This is a genomic window from Methylobacterium oryzisoli, from assembly GCF_046557895.1.
GTDB classification, from domain to species: Bacteria; Pseudomonadota; Alphaproteobacteria; order Rhizobiales; family Beijerinckiaceae; genus Methylobacterium; species Methylobacterium oryzisoli.
This window is the reverse complement of sequence record NZ_JBKIBX010000022.1, coordinates 61770-77101: the sequence shown is the minus strand read 5'-3', so window position 1 is coordinate 77101 and position 15332 is coordinate 61770. Positions and strand designations below refer to the sequence as shown.

Below are 15332 nucleotides of genomic sequence, written 5' to 3'. Positions count from 1 at the left end.
GCGTTTCCCGTTCCGCCTCACCGCGCAATCAGCCGGTCGCGCGCCCGCAGGGCCGGGAAGAGGCGGCCCCACAGCCCCGCGACCATGACGGTGGCGACCCCGCCCGCGACGACGGCGGGCGCGGCCCCGATCAGCGCCGCGAGCAGACCGGATTCGAACTCGCCGAGTTCGTTCGACGCCCCGATGAACACGGTGTTGACGGCGGCGACCCGGCCGCGCATCGCGTCCGGGGTCTCGCCCTGCACGAGGCTCTGGCGCACGTAGACGCTCACCATGTCGGCGGCGCCCGTCACGAACAGGCAGGCCATCGAGAGCGGCACCGAGGTCGAGAGGCCGAAGCCGATCGTCGCGAGCCCGAACACCGCCACGGCGGCGAGCAGGCGCGGCCCGGCCCGGCGCTCCAGCGGGCGGTGGGCGAGCACCACCGCCATCGCCACGCCGCCAGCCGCCGGCATGCTGCGCAAGAGCCCGAGCCCGAGCGGGCCGACATGCAGCACCTCCTGGGCGAAGATCGGCAGCAGCGCCGTGGCGCCGCCGAGCAGCACCGCCACGAGGTCGAGGGTGATGGCGCCGAGCACCACGGGCTGCGAGCGGATGTAGGTGAGGCCGGCGAGCAGCGTGCTCCACGTCACCGGCCCCCGCGGCGCGGCGGCCGGACCGGGCCGGATCGCCGCCACGCACAGGGCCGCCACCGCGAAGCAGAGGCCCGCGCTCGCGAACACCACCGCCGGGCCGAGCGCGTAGAGGAGGCCTCCCACCGCCGGTCCGCTCACCGCGGCGCTCTGCCAGAGCGACGAGTTCCAGGCGATGGCGGTGCCGAACTGCTCGCGCGGGACGAGGGTCGGCAGCAGCGCCTGGGTCGCCGGGTTGGCGAAGGCGCGCGCGCTGCCGACGGCGATCATCAGCGCGTAGACCGGCCAGACCGGGCTGCCCGGCGTGAGCGCGACCGCCGTCAGGCCGGCCGAGGCGAGCGCCAGCAGCGCGTAGGCCGCCGCCGCGATGCGCCGCCGGTCGTAGGTGTCGGCGACGTGCCCGGTGATCAGCGCCCCGAGGATCGCGGGCGCGAAGCTCGCGAGCCCGACGAGGCCGAGCGCGAGCGCGCTCTTCGTCAGGTCGTAGACGAACCAGCCGACCGCCACCGCCTCCATCTGGTAGGCGATGCCCGTGAGGAAGCGGGCGGCGCCGAACAGCCGGAAATCGGGATTGCGGAAGAGGGTCCAGCCGGAGGGCGTCTGCGTCAGCATCGATCGATGGGGTCGGAAGGCGCGGCCAGTGTCATTCGGAAAGGGTCAGCCGAGATCGAGCTCCACCGTGACCGGCACGTGGTCGGAGGGCTTGTCGAGGCCGCGCAGATGCTTCTGGATCGAGGCCGAGACGAGGCGGTCGAGGGCCTGCGGCGAGAGGAGCAGGTGGTCGATGCGGATGCCGAAGTTCCGCGGCCACGCCCCCGCCTGATAATCCCAGAAGGTGTAGAGGCCGGGCCGGTCGTCGCAGGACCGGAGCGCGTCCGAGAAACCCTCGTTGAGGAGCGCCCGGAACGCCGCCCGGCTCTGCGGCAGGAAGAGCGCGTCGGCGCGCCACGCCTCCGGGTCGGCGGCATCCGCCGGCTCGGGGATGACGTTGTAGTCGCCCGCGAGCACCAGCACCTCCTCGCGGGCGCGCAGGGCCCGGGCGTGGAGGGTCAGCCGGCGCAGGAAGGCGAGCTTGTAATCGTATTTCGGCGTGCCGACCGGGTTGCCGTTCGGCAGGTAGATCGAGGCCACCCGCAGGTCGCCGGCGGATGTGGGGATCAGCGCCTCGATGTAGCGGGACTGCGCGTCCTCGGGATCACCGGGCAGGCCGCGGCGCACCTCGCGCAGCGGCAGCGGCTGGCGGGCGAGCAGCGCGACGCCGTTGAAGCCCTTCTGGCCGTGGGTCGCCACGACGTAGCCCGCCTCCTCGATCTCGGTGCGCGGGAAGGCCTCGTCGACGCATTTCAGCTCCTGCAGGCAGACCACGTCGGGCTTGGCGTCGTCCAGGAAGGCGAGGAGGTGGCCGAGGCGCTGCTTGACCGAGTTGACGTTCCAGGTGGTGATCCGCATCGGGTCCCGCGGCGCGTGCTGGTGAGGAGCCGGCCCCGTCATCGAGGTTTCGTCCGGGCTTGGCAAGGAGCCGCCCCGGACGAGGAGCGCGGGATGGATTGGTGGGAGCCGGTGCGGGCCTATTGCGAGCGCACCGGGACGGGGTTCTGGGACGAACCCCTCAACGCGCTCTCGAACGGCGCCTTCCTGATCGCGGCGGCGCTGCTGCTCGCTCAGGAGCGCCGCGCCATGGCGCCCGATCCGGTCGCGCGGGCGCTCGCCGGGCTCGTCGGGGTGATCGGGATCGGCAGCTTCCTGTTCCACACCCTCGCGGTGCGCTGGGCGGAACTCGCCGACGTGCTGCCGATCGCGCTGTTCATCCACGCCTACTTCTTCGTCGCGCTGCACCGCCTGCTCGGGTTCAGGGCGGGCGTGGCCCTCGGCCTCACCCTCGCCTTCGCGGGCGCGGCCGCCGGCTTCGAGCCCGCCCTGTCGGCGCTCGCCGGGCGCCCGCTCGGCCCGCCCACGAACGACTCGATCGCCTACGCGCCCGCGTTCCTGGCGCTGCTGGGGATCGGCGCGGTCCTGCGCGCCGGGACGCCGGCCCAGGGCCGCGCCGGCACGGCATTGTTCGGCATCGCCGGGCTCTTCCTCGTCTCGCTCACGGCCCGCACCCTCGATCCCGTGCTCTGCCCGGTCCTGCCCACCGGCACGCACTTGGTGTGGCATCTCCTCAACGCGGGCGTGCTCTACGGCCTCGTGCGCACTGCCTCGCGCTTCCGCGCGGCGGGGCGGGGGCACGGCGCCCCGGCGCTCCCCGCGTGAGGCGGTGCGCCTCCGGCGGCTTCCTTGCACGGGACTCCAAATCGTTGCAGAAGGGCCGCGTCCGCGTGAGGCCGCGCTTCGGCGCGCCCCGCCCGACGCCAGAGACAACCCTGGATACGTGCATGACCCAGAGCCTCCGCCTCGGCGTCGCCGGCCTCGGAACGGTCGGAACCTCCGTCGTGCGCATGGTCGCCCGCCGCGCGGAGGCGCTGGCTGCCGCCGCGGGCCGGCCCGTCCAGGTCACCGCCGTCTCGGCCCGCGACCGCGGCCGGGACCGGGGGCTCGACCTCGCCGGAATCGCGTGGTTCGACGATCCGGTCCACCTCGCCCGCGCGGGCGAGGTGGATTGCGTGGTCGAGCTGATCGGCGGGGCCGAGGGCGCCGCCCGCGCCACCGTCGAGGCGGCCCTGGCGGCGGGCAAGCACGTGGTCACGGCCAACAAGGCGCTGCTCGCCCGGCACGGGGCGGCGCTCGCCCGCATGGCCGAGGAGGCGGGCGTCGCGCTCGCCTTCGAGGCCTCTGCGGCGGGCGGCATCCCGGTGGTGAAGACCCTGCGCGAGGCGCTGGCCGGCAACGCGGTCGCGCGCGTCTACGGAATCCTCAACGGCACCTGCAACTACATCCTGAGCCGGATGGAGCTGGAGGGCCTGACCTTCGAGGCCTGCCTCAAGGACGCGCAGGCGCTCGGCTACGCCGAGGCCGACCCGACCTTCGACGTCGAGGGCTTCGACACCGCCCACAAGCTCGCGGTGCTCACCAGCCTCGCCTTCGGGACGCAGATCGACGCGGACGGCATCTCGGTCGAGGGGATTTCGGCCATCGCGCCCCTCGACCTGCGCATGGCCGACGAACTCGGCTACCGCATCAAGCTGCTCGGGGTCGCGGAGGCGACGCCGGCCGGCATCGAGCAGCGCGTCCACCCGACGATGGTGCCGAAATCCTCCGCCATCGCGCAGGTGATGGGCGTGACGAACGCGGTCACGGTCGACACCGACGCGCTGCGCGAACTCACCCTGATCGGCCCCGGCGCGGGCGGCGAGGCCACCGCCTCGGCGGTGGTGGCCGACATCGCCGATGTGGCGGCCGGGCGCGTCGGTCCGGCCTTCGGGCGCCCGGCGGGCGGGCTGCGGCCCCTGCCGCGGGCCGAGATGCAGCGCCACGAGGGCGGCTACTACATCCGCCTCACCGTGCACGACCGGCCGGGCGTGGCGGCGGGCGTGGCCACCCGCATGGCCGAGCGCGACATCTCGCTCGAGAGCATCCTGCAGCGCCGCTCGGAGAGCGCCGCCGCCCAGGATCCGCACGGCCGCTCCGGCGTGCCCGTGCCGCTCGTCCTCATCACCTACGCGGCCACCGAGGCGGCGATCCGCGCGAGCCTCGACGCCATCGCGGNAGAGCATCCTGCAGCGCCGCTCGGAGAGCGCCGCCGCCCAGGATCCGCACGGCCGCTCCGGCGTGCCCGTGCCGCTCGTCCTCATCACCTACGCGGCCACCGAGGCGGCGATCCGCGCGAGCCTCGACGCCATCGCGGCCGACGGCCTCCTGGCCGAGCCGCCGCAGGTCATCCGCATCGAGCGCGATTAGAGCAGAGCCCGGTCGCGTTGCGACCGGGCTCTGCTCTAAGTCTTTGATTTGTCGCATTTTCAGCGACGAACCGGCATCCACTTCGTCGGAAAATGCTCTAGCCGCTCCCGGCCCGCGCACCGAGACGAAATCCAGAGGGGAACCCGAGACAATGTCGGACGCTGCCAAGGCCGGACCGAGCCCGATCATCGAGCGCATCCTCACCCTCGAACTGGTGCGGGTGACCGAGCGGGCGGCCGTGGCCGCGGCCCGGCTGCGCGGCCAGGGCAACGAGAAGGCCGCCGATCAGGCGGCCGTGGACGCGATGCGCCGCGAGCTGAACCGCCTGCCGATCGCCGGTACGGTGGTGATCGGCGAGGGCGAGCGCGACGAGGCCCCGATGCTGTTCATCGGCGAGACCCTCGGCAACGGCCAGGGCCCGAAGGTCGACATCGCGGTCGACCCCCTGGAGGGCACGACGCTCTGCGCCAAGGACATGCCGGGCTCGGTCGCCGTGATGGCGATGGCGGAGGGCGGCACCCTGCTGGCCGCCCCCGACGTCTACATGCACAAGATCGCCATCGGCCCCGGCTACCCCAAGGGCACGGTCGATCTCGACGCGAGCCCGGAGGACAACATCCACGCGCTCGCCAAGGCCAAGGGCGTGCCGCCTGCCGAGATCACCGCCCTCGTCCTCGACCGGCCGCGCCACACCGACCTGATCGCGGCGATCCGCCGGACGGGCGCGGGTGTGCGCCTGATCTCGGACGGCGACGTGGCGGGCGTGATCTTCACCACCAACCCGGACGAGACCGGCATCGACATCTATCTCGGCATCGGAGCGGCCCCCGAGGGCGTGCTGGCGGCGGGCGCGCTGCGCTGCATCGGCGGCCAGATGCAGGGACGGCTGATCCTCGACACCCAGGAAAAACGCGACCGCGCCGCCAAGATGGGCGTGCAGGACCCCAACCGCCGCTACGACCTCGACGACCTCGCCCGCGGCGACGTGGTGGTGGCCCTCACGGGCGTCACCGACGGCGCCCTGGTGAAGGGCGTGCGCTTCGGCCGCGAGATCGTGCAGACCGACACGATCGTCTACCGCTCGCACACCGGCACGGTGCGCCGCATCCAGGCCGAGCACCGCGACTTCGACAAGTTCCACCTGAAGTAGGAGCCGCCGATGGCCGACCTCGTGATCCGCCCGCTGCGGCCCGACGAGCGGGCAGCCTGGGAGCCGCTCTGGCAGGGCTACCTGCGCTTCTACGGGGCGAGCGTCGACCCGGTGGTCAGCGACGCCACCTTCGCGCGCCTGCACGATCCGGCCGAGCCGATGCACGCGCTGGTGGCCGAGCGCGGGGGCGAGGTGATCGGCCTCGTCCACTACATCTTCCACCGCTCCACTTGGACGATCGGCCCCTACTGCTACCTCCAGGACCTGTTCACGGCCGAGGCCGCGCGGGGGCAGGGGGCCGGCCGGGCGCTGATCGAGGCGGTCTACGCCGCCGCGCGCGAGGCCGGGGCGAGCCGGGTCTACTGGCTGACCCAAGAGGGCAACGCGACGGCCCGCGCCCTGTACGACAGGATCGCGGACCGGCCGGGCTTCATCCAGTATCGGAAGATCCTGTAGGACGGCACGATGCCCGGTGCGCTCCGGCGTCTCGGACGATCGGCAGCCGGCACTCGGCCTGCTCTGGTCCTTGATCCTGCTGCATTTGCTGCGACGAACCGCATCCGCTTCGTCGGAAAACACTCTCGTCACGATCGATCGCGCTCACGCGCGCGGCCACGCAGGGGCGCCCTTCCTCGGAGCGGGCCACAGGGCGTGCGGATCCGAGAAGCGCGGTCCGGTCCCGAGGCTTTCGGCACCGTCCGCAAGGAATGGCCGCGCTTCGCGCGTGCGGGACGCGCCGGTTCGACCGACGTTCACGATGCTCGGCATCGGCCGTGATCCAGTCCCGACTCGATCCGCGCGCTGCGGCCGGCCACCCCGGACGCGGAGTGGCGGATGAGCGAGTCCGGCGCGTGCTACACGGAGGCGGCCGGACGCGGCAGTGTCCATCGGGGGAGTTTCGGAAAAACACTCACATCTGGTACTTTCTTACGGTAGGTCGGTCGGCGCCTCGATCGCCGATACCGTCCAAGACTCGCCATCTATTGTGAAATCGGGCGATCGGTTAGGGCAAAATTAGTTCGGCTGCCTCTAGGTCAGAAAGCGAACTCGATCCCGGGGCAGCCCGTGCTTACGCTCACCATCGGCCACAAACTCGCTCTCACCTCCGCCGTGTCGGCCGTGTTCGCGGCCGGTGCCGCCTATCACCAATGGCACAGCAATGCGGCGATCCAGGCGGCCACGGAGTTGGTGGCGCGGGAGCAGGCGATCCAGGTCGGGATCTCGCGGGCGCAGCTCGCCCTGAGCCGGATGGACGTCCGCTACCACACGGTGGACTCCGCCCGCACCCGGCAGGAGGTCGAGGCCGCAATCGCCGAGATCGCCGAGGAGGCGGCGGCGGCGGTGGCGGGACTGGAGCGGCCGATCACCCTTGCCCTGAAGCCCGAAGCGCTGAAGGAGACCCGGACCAACCTGCAGGCTTTGTCCGAGGCGATCGCCCGCTACGCGCAGGCGGGGCGCGGCGACCTGTTCGGACGCGAATCCATGGCGGTGGAGGACGCCCGCCGGGCCGTCGGCGATCTGGCGGCCCGCACCGAGGCCACGATCAGCACCGTCGTCGCCAATGCCAACCGTTTCACCGATGGTGCGATCGAGACGGCCTTCAGCGCGATCGCGGCTGCCGGGCGGATCGGGCTCCTCGCCGGCGCCGCGATGCTGCTGACGTTGCTGGGCTCGACGATCCTCCTGCTCCGCAACATCCGCCGGCCGATCCTCTCCCTCGTGCGGGTGCTGGAGCGCATGGCAGGCGGCGACGTCGACGCGCACATCCCCGAGGCCGCCCGGACCGACGAGATCGGCACGCTCGGCCGCGCGGTGGAAGGAATCCGGGCGATGGTGGCGCGCAAGGCGGCCGAGGAAGCCGAGATCAAGCGTATCGCCGACGCGGCCGCGTCCGCCGAGCGCCGGCGGGCGCGGATCGCGCTGGCCGAAGACTTCGAGCGGATGGTGGGCGGCATCGTCGGCCAAGTGACCGCGTCCGCCAGCGAATTGCAGACCACGGCTCAGCAGATGACCGCGACCGCGACGCAGACCGCCGATCAGTCGAGCGCGGTCTCGGCCGCCGCCTGCACCGCCGCCGCGAACGTCGCCACGGTCGCTGCCGCGGCCGAGGAACTCGGCGCCTCCGTGCAGGAGGTCGGGCGCCAGGTCCAGGGCTCGACCCTGCTCGCCCAGGGTGCGGTGGGCGAGGCCGACCAGACGGGACGCCTCGTCCAAGAGCTCAAGGGGACGTCGGTTCGGATCGGCGACATGGTCGGTCTGATCTCGAGCATCGCGAGTCAGACGAACCTGCTGGCGCTGAACGCCACGATCGAGGCGGCCCGCGCCGGTGAGGCTGGCCGGGGCTTCGCGGTCGTGGCGACGGAAGTGAAGGAACTGGCCGGCCAGACCGCCAAGGTCTCCGATCAGATCGTCAGCCAGATCGGCGCGATCCAGGGGGCGACCGATCAAGCCGTGGCGGCGATCGCCTCGATCATCGGCCGCATTCGGGAAATCGACGGCGTCGCGGCCTCGATCGCCACGGCGGTGGAGGAGCAGGCGGCCGCCACGCAGGAGATCGTGCGCAACGTGGCCGAAGCCTCGGCCGGAACGAAAGCCGTGACGGGCAACATCGCGGGCGTGGCTCAGGCCTCCGAGGAGACGGGCACGGCGGCCGGCCACGTCCTCGCGGCGGCATCCGGGCTGTCGCACCAGTCCGAAGCGCTGGGCGCCGAAGTCGCCCGCTTCCTCGCGACGATCCGGGCGGCCTGAGGACGAACCCTCCGCAAGCCTCGCAGCGGTCCGACAGGCGGTGCTCCCCTTCCGACGCGCAAGAAGGGCCCCTGGCAGGTGATCTCTGTCTCCGACAAGGATCACACGCCCGCGCGGTGGCGTCGGAGGCTCCGCACGCTTGAGCGACGATCACATCCGCCGTCCCGCAGGGGATCAAGCGGGCGTGGCAGGATGCGCCCCGGCCTCAGAACGGCAGCACGATGTCGAGGAACTGCTGGCCGTAGCGCGGCTGCTGCACGTCGGTGATCTGGCCGCGGCCGCCATAGGCGATGCGGGCCTGGGCGATCTTGGTGGAATCCACCGTGTTGTCGGATTCGATGTCCTCCGGGCGGATCACGCCCGCGACGATGAGTTCGCGCACCTCGAAGTTGATCCGGATCTCCTGCTTGCCCTCGATCACGAGGTTGCCGTTGGGCAGGACCTGCGTGACGATCGCCGCCACGTTCGTCGTCACGGTCTCGGCGCGCTGGATCGAGCCGGCGCCGTCGTTGTTCGTGGTGGAATCGGTGCTGATGATTTTTTCGGGATCGGTCCCGCCTAGGAACTTGGTCTTGGTCTCCAGCCCGAGCGCGTTCGGGATGCCGAAGGATTCGGAATTCGCCCGCGACCGCTTGGTCTCGTTGTTGAGGTTCGCCTTGTCGGTGACGTTCACCTTCACGGTGACGAGGTCGCCGATCTTGGCGGCGCGCTGATCCTTGAAGAAGGCGCGCGAGCCGGTGCGCCAGAGGGAGTTCGGCGCGTAGGAGACCGGCTGGACGTCCGGCATCGGCAGGCGGACGGGCTTGTAGCCGGCCTGGGCGGTCGGGTCCTCGATCGCGGTGAGGACCGGCTGCGCGCCGATGTTCGAGAGGCGGTCGACCGTGTTGCAGGCCGAGAGGCCGAGCCCGAGGAGGACCGGCAGGGCGAGGCGGGCGGGAGCGGAATGACGGACGGACATGGGAACGCTCAACGCGAGGCGGGGAGGGCGGCGAGGCTGGCGGGGCGGGCCGGCGGCCCGACGCTGACGCGACCGGGGCCGACCACGGTCGCCTGCAGCACCTTCTTGGAGACCGGGTTGACCACCGCGACGACGGCGCCGAGCGGGCCGCCCTCGCGTGCCTGCCCGCGCAGGGACAGGCTGACGCCCGGCCCCTCGTACAGGATCGCCACGGCCTCGCCCCGCTGCACGAGGTCGGGCCGGGTGAGATCGCCGGCCCGCAGCGGCGTGCCGGCCGGAACCGCGCGCTGCGCCACCTGGCCGACCAGGGCGGCGACGTCGACCGAGGAATCGGCGGGGGCGCCGTCGCGCGGCCGGCGCTGGAGCGTCACGTCCGCCGCCGACACCGCCTCGCCGCGGGCGAGGGGACGCACCAGCACCGCGACTTCCATCATCTCGGCGACCTGGCCCGAGACCCGCAGCGCCGCCTGCCGCTCGCCCACGCTGACCAGGGCGGCGACCCGGCGGCTGCGCGGATCGTAGACCAGTTCGGAGGCGCTCGCCGGCCCGTCGAGGTCGAGGGGGACCGTCAGCACCGGCGGCTCGCCGTCGAAGCTGATCGCCAGCGTGGCCGGATCGAGGCCGCGGGCACGGGCGAGCGCCGCCTTCACGGCCGCCTCGATCTCCGGCCCGGCGATGCGGCGCGCGGCCCGCTGCACGGTGATCTGGAGCCGCCCGCCGCTGTCGGGCGGTTCGAGGCCGAGCCCGGCGGCCGCCTCCTGGATGCGCCGCACCTGGATCGTGCCGGTGGTGCCGAGCGCGGGCGCCCGGAAGAGCGGGCGCTGGGCGAGGTCGGCCGGCGCATCGGCCACGAGGTCGCCGAGGGTCACGACGTCGCGCGTGGCGGTGACGTCCCCCCGCAGGACCGGACGGGCGGAGCCGGCCGCCAGCACCGGCAGGGTGAGGAGGCCGAGGACGAGGAGCGCGAAGGCCGTGCGGCCGATGATGCCCGGGCCGAGCACCACACAGGCGGCGGCGCACACGGGGGTGTCTCTGTCTGCGACGATCATCGATCTCATCCGCGGAACATCTGCGAGGTGGTGGAGAGCATCTGGTCGGCGGCGGTCACGACCTTCGAGTTCATCTCGTAGGCGCGCTGCGCGGCGATCAGCGACGAGATCTCCGTGACGGCGTTGACGTTGGCCTCTTCGAGGTAGCTCTGGAGCAGGTTGCCGAAGCCCTCGGACCCCGGCGTGCCGGTGATGGCGGGGCCGGAGGCCAGCGTCTCGACGAACAGGTTGTCGCCGATCGACTCGAGGCCGACCTTGTTGACGAAGCGGGCCATCTGGAGCTGGCCGAGGTTCTGCGGTGCGGTCTGGCCCGGCACGGTCGCCTGCACCACGCCCGAGGCGCTGATCGTCACCGAGGTGGCGTTGTTGGGCACCGTGATGTTGGGGTTGAGCAGGTAGCCGTCGCGGGTGACGACCTGCCCCTGCGAGTCGAGGTCGAAGGAGCCGTCGCGGCTGTAGGCGGTGCGCCCGTCCGGCATGGTGATCTGGAAAAAGCCCTCGCCGCGGATCGCGACGTCGTAGGTTTTTTCGGTGGAGGAGAGGGTGCCCTGGCTCATCACCCGGGCGGTCGAGGTGGTCTTCACGCCCGAGCCGAGCGCGAGGCCGGCTGGCAGCTGGTTGCCCTGATCCGAGGTGGCGCTGCCTGCCCGGCGCAGGTTCTGGTAGAGCAGGTCCTGGAAATGGGCCTGCTGGCGCTTGTAGCCGGTGGTGCGCAGGTTCGCGATGTTGTTCGAGATGACCTGGACGTTGAGTTCCTGGGCCGCCATGCCGGTGGCGGCAGCGTAGAGGGCGCGCATCGCTGAGGACTTTCCTTAGGCGTTGCCGACGTCGGACAGGCGCTGGATGGCGGAGCCGCGCATGGCGTCCATCCGCGAGAGCGTGTCCGAGACCAGCGTGTAGATGCGGTTCACCTCCATCATCCGGGTCATGGTGAGGACCGGGCTGACGTTCGAGCGCTCGACCGCCCCGGGCTCGATCCGCGCCTGGGGCCCAGCGGGCTGGGCGGGCGCCGTCGAGGCGTAGAGGTTGGCGCCCGCGTTGGTGAGGGCCTGCGGGTTGGCGAAGGTGACGAGGCGGATCTTGCCGCGGTTGCCCTGATTGGTGGAGACGGTGCCGTCCGGCCCGATCGCCAGGCCGGTCTCCTGCGAGCCGATCTGGATCGGACCGCCGTCGCCGAGCACCGGGAAGCCGTCGCTGGTGACGAGGCGCCCCTGCGCGTCGAGTTCGAAGGCGCCGTTGCGGGTGTAGCGCTCGCCCTGCGGCGTCTGCACGGCGAAGAAGGCCTCGCCCCGGATCGCCGCGTTGAGCGGGTTGCCGGTGGTCTCGATCGGGCCCTGCGAGAGGTCGAGCGGCGTGCCGGCATCGATGACGTAGGACAGGCGCCGGTCGGGCGTCGGGAAGGTCTCGGCGCTCGCGCGCGGCATCAGGTATTCCTGGAACCGGGTCGAGCGGCCCTTGAACCCGGTCGTGGACACGTTCGCCATGTTGTTGGCGATCACTTCCAGCTCGCGGCCGAGCGCCACCTGCGCCGAGAGACCGATCAACTGCGCGTTCAGCATCGACGCCGCACTCCTGGCCGGGCGATCCGCCCTGGCAGAGGGGTCAACGCAGGGTCCGTGCCACCGCGCGGATGGAAAATACGCCTTTTACAGCAATGATTTGAGGGAATGACTGCCGGGCACGGCGCGGCCCGGACCGCCCCTCCGGCAGTTTCGACCCGGCAGGATCTGCCGCCCCGGCGCCGCGGCAGGGGAGGTCCCGGGGGGGCGGCGTCGCGGCGGGCCTGCCGTCAGGCCCCGGCGGCCGGCCGGTTTAACGGCGCATTAACCACGTTCCGCTATCCGTGGACCTTACGCTGCCGGATGGCGCGGGGGCGAAGGCGGGCGATGGCGAAGAAGCCGAAGAAGGCGCCGGACGCGGAGGAGAGAGACGGCGAAGCGCCGGCTCCGGGCGGTTCCAAGAAGAAGCTCGTCATCGCGGCGGCGGCGGCCGTGCTGCTCATCGGCGGCGGCGCGGGCGGGTTCTTCGTCATGAAGGGCCGCAGCGCCCAGGCCGAGAAGCAGGCCGCCGAGGTGAAGCCGCCGATCGCCTTCATGGACGTGCGGGAGATGGTGATGAACCTCTCCTCCGACGTCGGCCAGCCGCAGAGCCGCTTCATCAAGCTCAAGGTCGCCTTGGAGGTGAAGGACGCCAAGGTGGCGGGCGAGATCCAGCCGCTGATGCCGCGGATCGAGGACGCGTTCCAAGTCTACATCCGCGAGCTGCGGCCGGCGGATTTCGAGGGGTCGATGGGCACCTACCGCCTGCGCGAGGAGCTGCTGCGCCGCGTCAACGTCGCGGTCTATCCCGCCAAGGTCGAGGCGGTGCTCTTCAAGGACTTCGTGATCCAGTAGGGGCACAGCGTGTCGGGACCTGAGGACGAGATCCTGGACGACGACTGGGCGGCGGCGCTCTCCGAGCAGGGCGGCGACGCCTCGCTCGCGGAGGAATGGGGCGCGGCGCTCGCCGAGCAGGGCACCGCCACCCAGGCGAGCGACATGGCGGCCGAATGGGCCAACATGATCGACGAGGGGGAGGCCGAGAACCTCCCCGAGCTCGCCGGCAACGACCGCATCCTCAACCAAGAAGAGATCGACCAAGTCCTCGGCTTCTCGCTGAGGGAGCTGTCGGCCTCCGGCGCGGGCGGCATCCGCGCCATCGTCGATTCGGGCGTCGTTTCCTACGAACGCCTGCCGATGCTCGAAATCGTCTTCGACCGGATGATCCGGTTGTTGTCGACGAGCCTGCGCAACTTCTTCCAGGACAACGTCGAGGTCACGCTCGACAACATCACCTCGGTGCGCTTCGGCGACTACCTCAACGCGATCCCGCTGCCGACCCTGCTCGGAGTATTCAGGGCCGACGTGTGGGAGGGGTCCGGCCTCGTCACGGTCGATTCGAACCTCGCCTACTCGACCCTCGACCTGCTGCTCGGCGGCAAGCGCGGCACGACCACGATCCGCCTCGACGGGCGGCCCTTCACCACCATCGAGATGCAGCTCGTGCGCCGGATGGTGGAGATCATCCTGGGCGACCTCGAAGCCTCGTTCCAGCCGCTCTCGCCGGTGCGCTTCGGCATCGACCGGATCGAGTCGAACCCGCGCTTCGCCACCATCACGCGGCCGGCCAACGCCGCGATCCTGATCGACCTCAGGCTCGACATGGAGGGCCGCGGCGGCCTCCTCCAGATCCTGTTTCCCTACGCCACGATCGAGCCGATCCGCGACCTGCTCCTGCAGAGCTTCATGGGTGAGAAGCTCGGGCGCGATCACATCTGGGAAGGCCACCTCGCCACCGAGATCTGGCAGGCGGACGTCGCCGTGGAGGCCGTGCTCCACCAGATGACGCTGCCGCTGCGGCGCGTGCTCTCGCTGGAGGTCGGCGACACCATCATGTTCGACGCCAAGCCCACCGACCTCATCACGCTGCGCTGCGGCGACTGGGCCATGACCCAGGGGCGGATCGGGCGGCTCGACGACAGCATCGCCGTGCAGGTGACGCGCCCGCTCCGGCGCGCCCGCACCACCTTCGCGGCCTTCGAGGCCTCGATGAAGAACCAGAAGGACGGCTAGGTCTCATGAGCGCGTTCGTCACTCTCCTGGCCGACAGCCTCGTGGCGGTGCTGCTCGTGGCGAGCATCGTCTCCTCGGTGGCGCTGAGCCGCCGCATCACCCGCCTCAAGGCCGACGAGGCGGCTTTGCGCCAGACCATCGGCGACCTGATGGTCGCCACCGAATCAGCCGAGCGGGCGATCCTCGGCCTGCGCGCGACGCTCGGCGAGTGCGAGCGCACGCTGGCCGAGCGGCTCGGCGTCGCCGAGACCACCGCCGCCACCCTCTCGGCCCAGGTCCAGGCGGGCGAGGCGGTGGTGGAGCGCATCGGCCGCATCGTCGCCCAGGCGCGCCCGGATCCGGCGGCCAAAGCCACTCCGGCGGCCAAGGCCGCCCCGGCCGCCGCACCCGCGCCCCTCCCGGCCGTCTCGACCTCCGAGCGCATGAGCGCCGCCGCCGCCGCCGCCCGGGCGCTGAGCGAGCGCGCCCTCAGCCGCCTCCAGAGCCAGGCCGCATGACGCCCCTCGTGCGCCGCCTCGCCGTGGCGCTCGCCGGCCATCCGCGGCCGCCCAAGGCGCCGGCCGCCAAGCGCCTCGCGGGCGCGCCCCGCGGGGCCTCGTCCAAGGCGCGTCCGTCCCGGAAAGCCTCCTGGCGCCCCCCCGGCCTGCGGCTGCGCCTGATCGATGCCGTGGCGCTGGCGGCGGGCGGTCTCTTGGTGCTGAAGCTCGTGGCGCTGGCGGGCGAGAGCGGCACCCCCGGCCGCAGCGATTTCGCGCGCGTGCTCTCCCATGCCCGCACCGGCTACGAGCCGGCCGATCCGGCGGTGACCGGCTCGGTGGCGGCCAAGGAGGCCGCGAAGGAGGCTGCCAAGGAGACCGGCAAGGACCCGAAGGAGGCCGCCGAGCCGACCCCCAGGGCGCCCGGCAAGCCCGGCACCGAATCGGCCGAGCGGGTCATCCTGGAAAAACTCGGGGCGCGGCGCGACGCGCTCCAGCAGCGCAACCGCGAGCTCGACACCCGCGAGCAGCTGATCGAGAGCGCCGAGCGCAAGCTCGAGAGCCGCGTCAACGACCTGCGCTCCCAGGAGGAGAAGCTGGACGGCGGCGCGGCGCGCCGGGCCGAGGCGGAGGCCGTCGGACTCAAGGCCATCGTCACCATGTACGAGACGATGAAGCCCAAGGAGGCCGCCCGGGTCTTCGACCGGCTCGCCCTCGACGTGCTGGTGCCGGTCGTGGTGGCGATGAACCCACGCAAGATGGCGGAGGTGCTGGCGATGATGCAGCCCGAGACCGCCGAAAAGCTCACCGTGGCGCTGGCCCTGCGGGCCCGCGGCACCCCCCCGCGCCCGGCGCCCGCGGGCGCCCCGCC

14 protein-coding genes and 1 pseudogene are annotated in these 15332 nt (G+C 72.0%); 9 read left to right on the top strand and 6 right to left on the bottom strand.

All coding sequences use genetic code 11. The features are described from left to right. Window positions 1–17 precede the first annotated feature (17 nt). Window positions 18–1244, bottom strand: coding sequence for an MFS transporter (locus tag ACKUB9_RS20355; RefSeq protein ID WP_407524015.1), 1227 nt, complete (start codon window positions 1242–1244; stop codon window positions 18–20). Window positions 1245–1289: 45 nt separating this feature from the next. Continuing rightward, a complete protein-coding gene (gene xth / locus ACKUB9_RS20350; RefSeq protein WP_407524158.1) occupies window positions 1290–2081 on the bottom strand; it encodes an exodeoxyribonuclease III in 792 nt (263 codons plus the stop codon). 93 nt (window positions 2082–2174) lie between these two features. Between xth and ACKUB9_RS20345 the strand changes: the two genes are divergently transcribed. From ACKUB9_RS20345 to ACKUB9_RS20325, 5 genes and pseudogenes are all read left to right on the top strand, one after another. Continuing rightward, complete coding sequence (locus tag ACKUB9_RS20345) at window positions 2175–2885, top strand: hypothetical protein (RefSeq protein ID WP_407524013.1); 711 nt, start codon at window positions 2175–2177, stop codon at window positions 2883–2885. Between the two features lie 122 nt (window positions 2886–3007). Next, window positions 3008–4282: pseudogene (locus ACKUB9_RS20340) on the top strand (homoserine dehydrogenase); the annotation flags it as partial. Between the two features lie 338 nt (window positions 4283–4620). Then, window positions 4621–5619 (top strand): class II fructose-bisphosphatase, encoded by a 999-nt coding sequence (glpX, locus tag ACKUB9_RS20335; RefSeq protein ID WP_407524009.1) that lies wholly within the window; start codon window positions 4621–4623, stop codon window positions 5617–5619. Between the two features lie 9 nt (window positions 5620–5628). Next, window positions 5629–6075: a GNAT family N-acetyltransferase gene (locus ACKUB9_RS20330; RefSeq protein WP_407524007.1), complete on the top strand. Its 447-nt coding sequence runs from the start codon at window positions 5629–5631 to the stop codon at window positions 6073–6075. Between the two features lie 609 nt (window positions 6076–6684). Next, window positions 6685–8367 carry a methyl-accepting chemotaxis protein gene (locus tag ACKUB9_RS20325; protein WP_407524005.1) on the top strand — a complete coding sequence of 561 codons (1683 nt, stop codon included), beginning with the start codon at window positions 6685–6687 and terminating at the stop codon, window positions 8365–8367. Window positions 8368–8572: 205 nt separating this feature from the next. Here the strand turns inward: ACKUB9_RS20325 and flgH are convergent, their stop codons facing one another. The 4 genes from flgH to flgF are packed head-to-tail and all read right to left on the bottom strand — an operon-like array spanning window position 8573 to window position 11933. Beyond that, window positions 8573–9325 carry a flagellar basal body L-ring protein FlgH gene (gene flgH / locus ACKUB9_RS20320; protein WP_407524003.1) on the bottom strand — a complete coding sequence of 251 codons (753 nt, stop codon included), beginning with the start codon at window positions 9323–9325 and terminating at the stop codon, window positions 8573–8575. Window positions 9326–9333: 8 nt separating this feature from the next. After that, entirely contained in the window at window positions 9334–10374 is a 1041-nt protein-coding gene (flgA, locus tag ACKUB9_RS20315; protein ID WP_407524001.1) for a flagellar basal body P-ring formation chaperone FlgA, read from the bottom strand. A gap of 5 nt (window positions 10375–10379) precedes the next feature. After that, on the bottom strand, window positions 10380–11171 hold the full coding sequence (gene flgG, locus ACKUB9_RS20310) for a flagellar basal-body rod protein FlgG (protein ID WP_407523999.1): 792 nt from the start codon (window positions 11169–11171) through the stop codon (window positions 10380–10382). Window positions 11172–11186: 15 nt separating this feature from the next. Beyond that, complete coding sequence (gene flgF / locus ACKUB9_RS20305) at window positions 11187–11933, bottom strand: flagellar basal-body rod protein FlgF (protein ID WP_407523997.1); 747 nt, start codon at window positions 11931–11933, stop codon at window positions 11187–11189. 327 nt (window positions 11934–12260) lie between these two features. Between flgF and fliL the strand changes: the two genes are divergently transcribed. The 4 genes from fliL to ACKUB9_RS20285 all read left to right on the top strand — a co-directional run. Further along, on the top strand, window positions 12261–12767 hold the full coding sequence (gene fliL, locus ACKUB9_RS20300) for a flagellar basal body-associated protein FliL (protein WP_407523995.1): 507 nt from the start codon (window positions 12261–12263) through the stop codon (window positions 12765–12767). A 9-nt stretch (window positions 12768–12776) separates the two neighbouring features. Next, window positions 12777–13985 (top strand): flagellar motor switch protein FliM, encoded by a 1209-nt coding sequence (fliM, locus tag ACKUB9_RS20295; protein ID WP_407523992.1) that lies wholly within the window; start codon window positions 12777–12779, stop codon window positions 13983–13985. Window positions 13986–13990: 5 nt separating this feature from the next. Then, complete coding sequence (locus ACKUB9_RS20290; RefSeq protein WP_407523990.1) at window positions 13991–14482, top strand: DUF6468 domain-containing protein; 492 nt, start codon at window positions 13991–13993, stop codon at window positions 14480–14482. After that, a partial coding sequence (locus tag ACKUB9_RS20285; protein WP_410825880.1) for a MotE family protein occupies window positions 14479–15332 on the top strand: 854 nt, incomplete at its 3' end. The genes ACKUB9_RS20290 and ACKUB9_RS20285, both read left to right, overlap by 4 nt.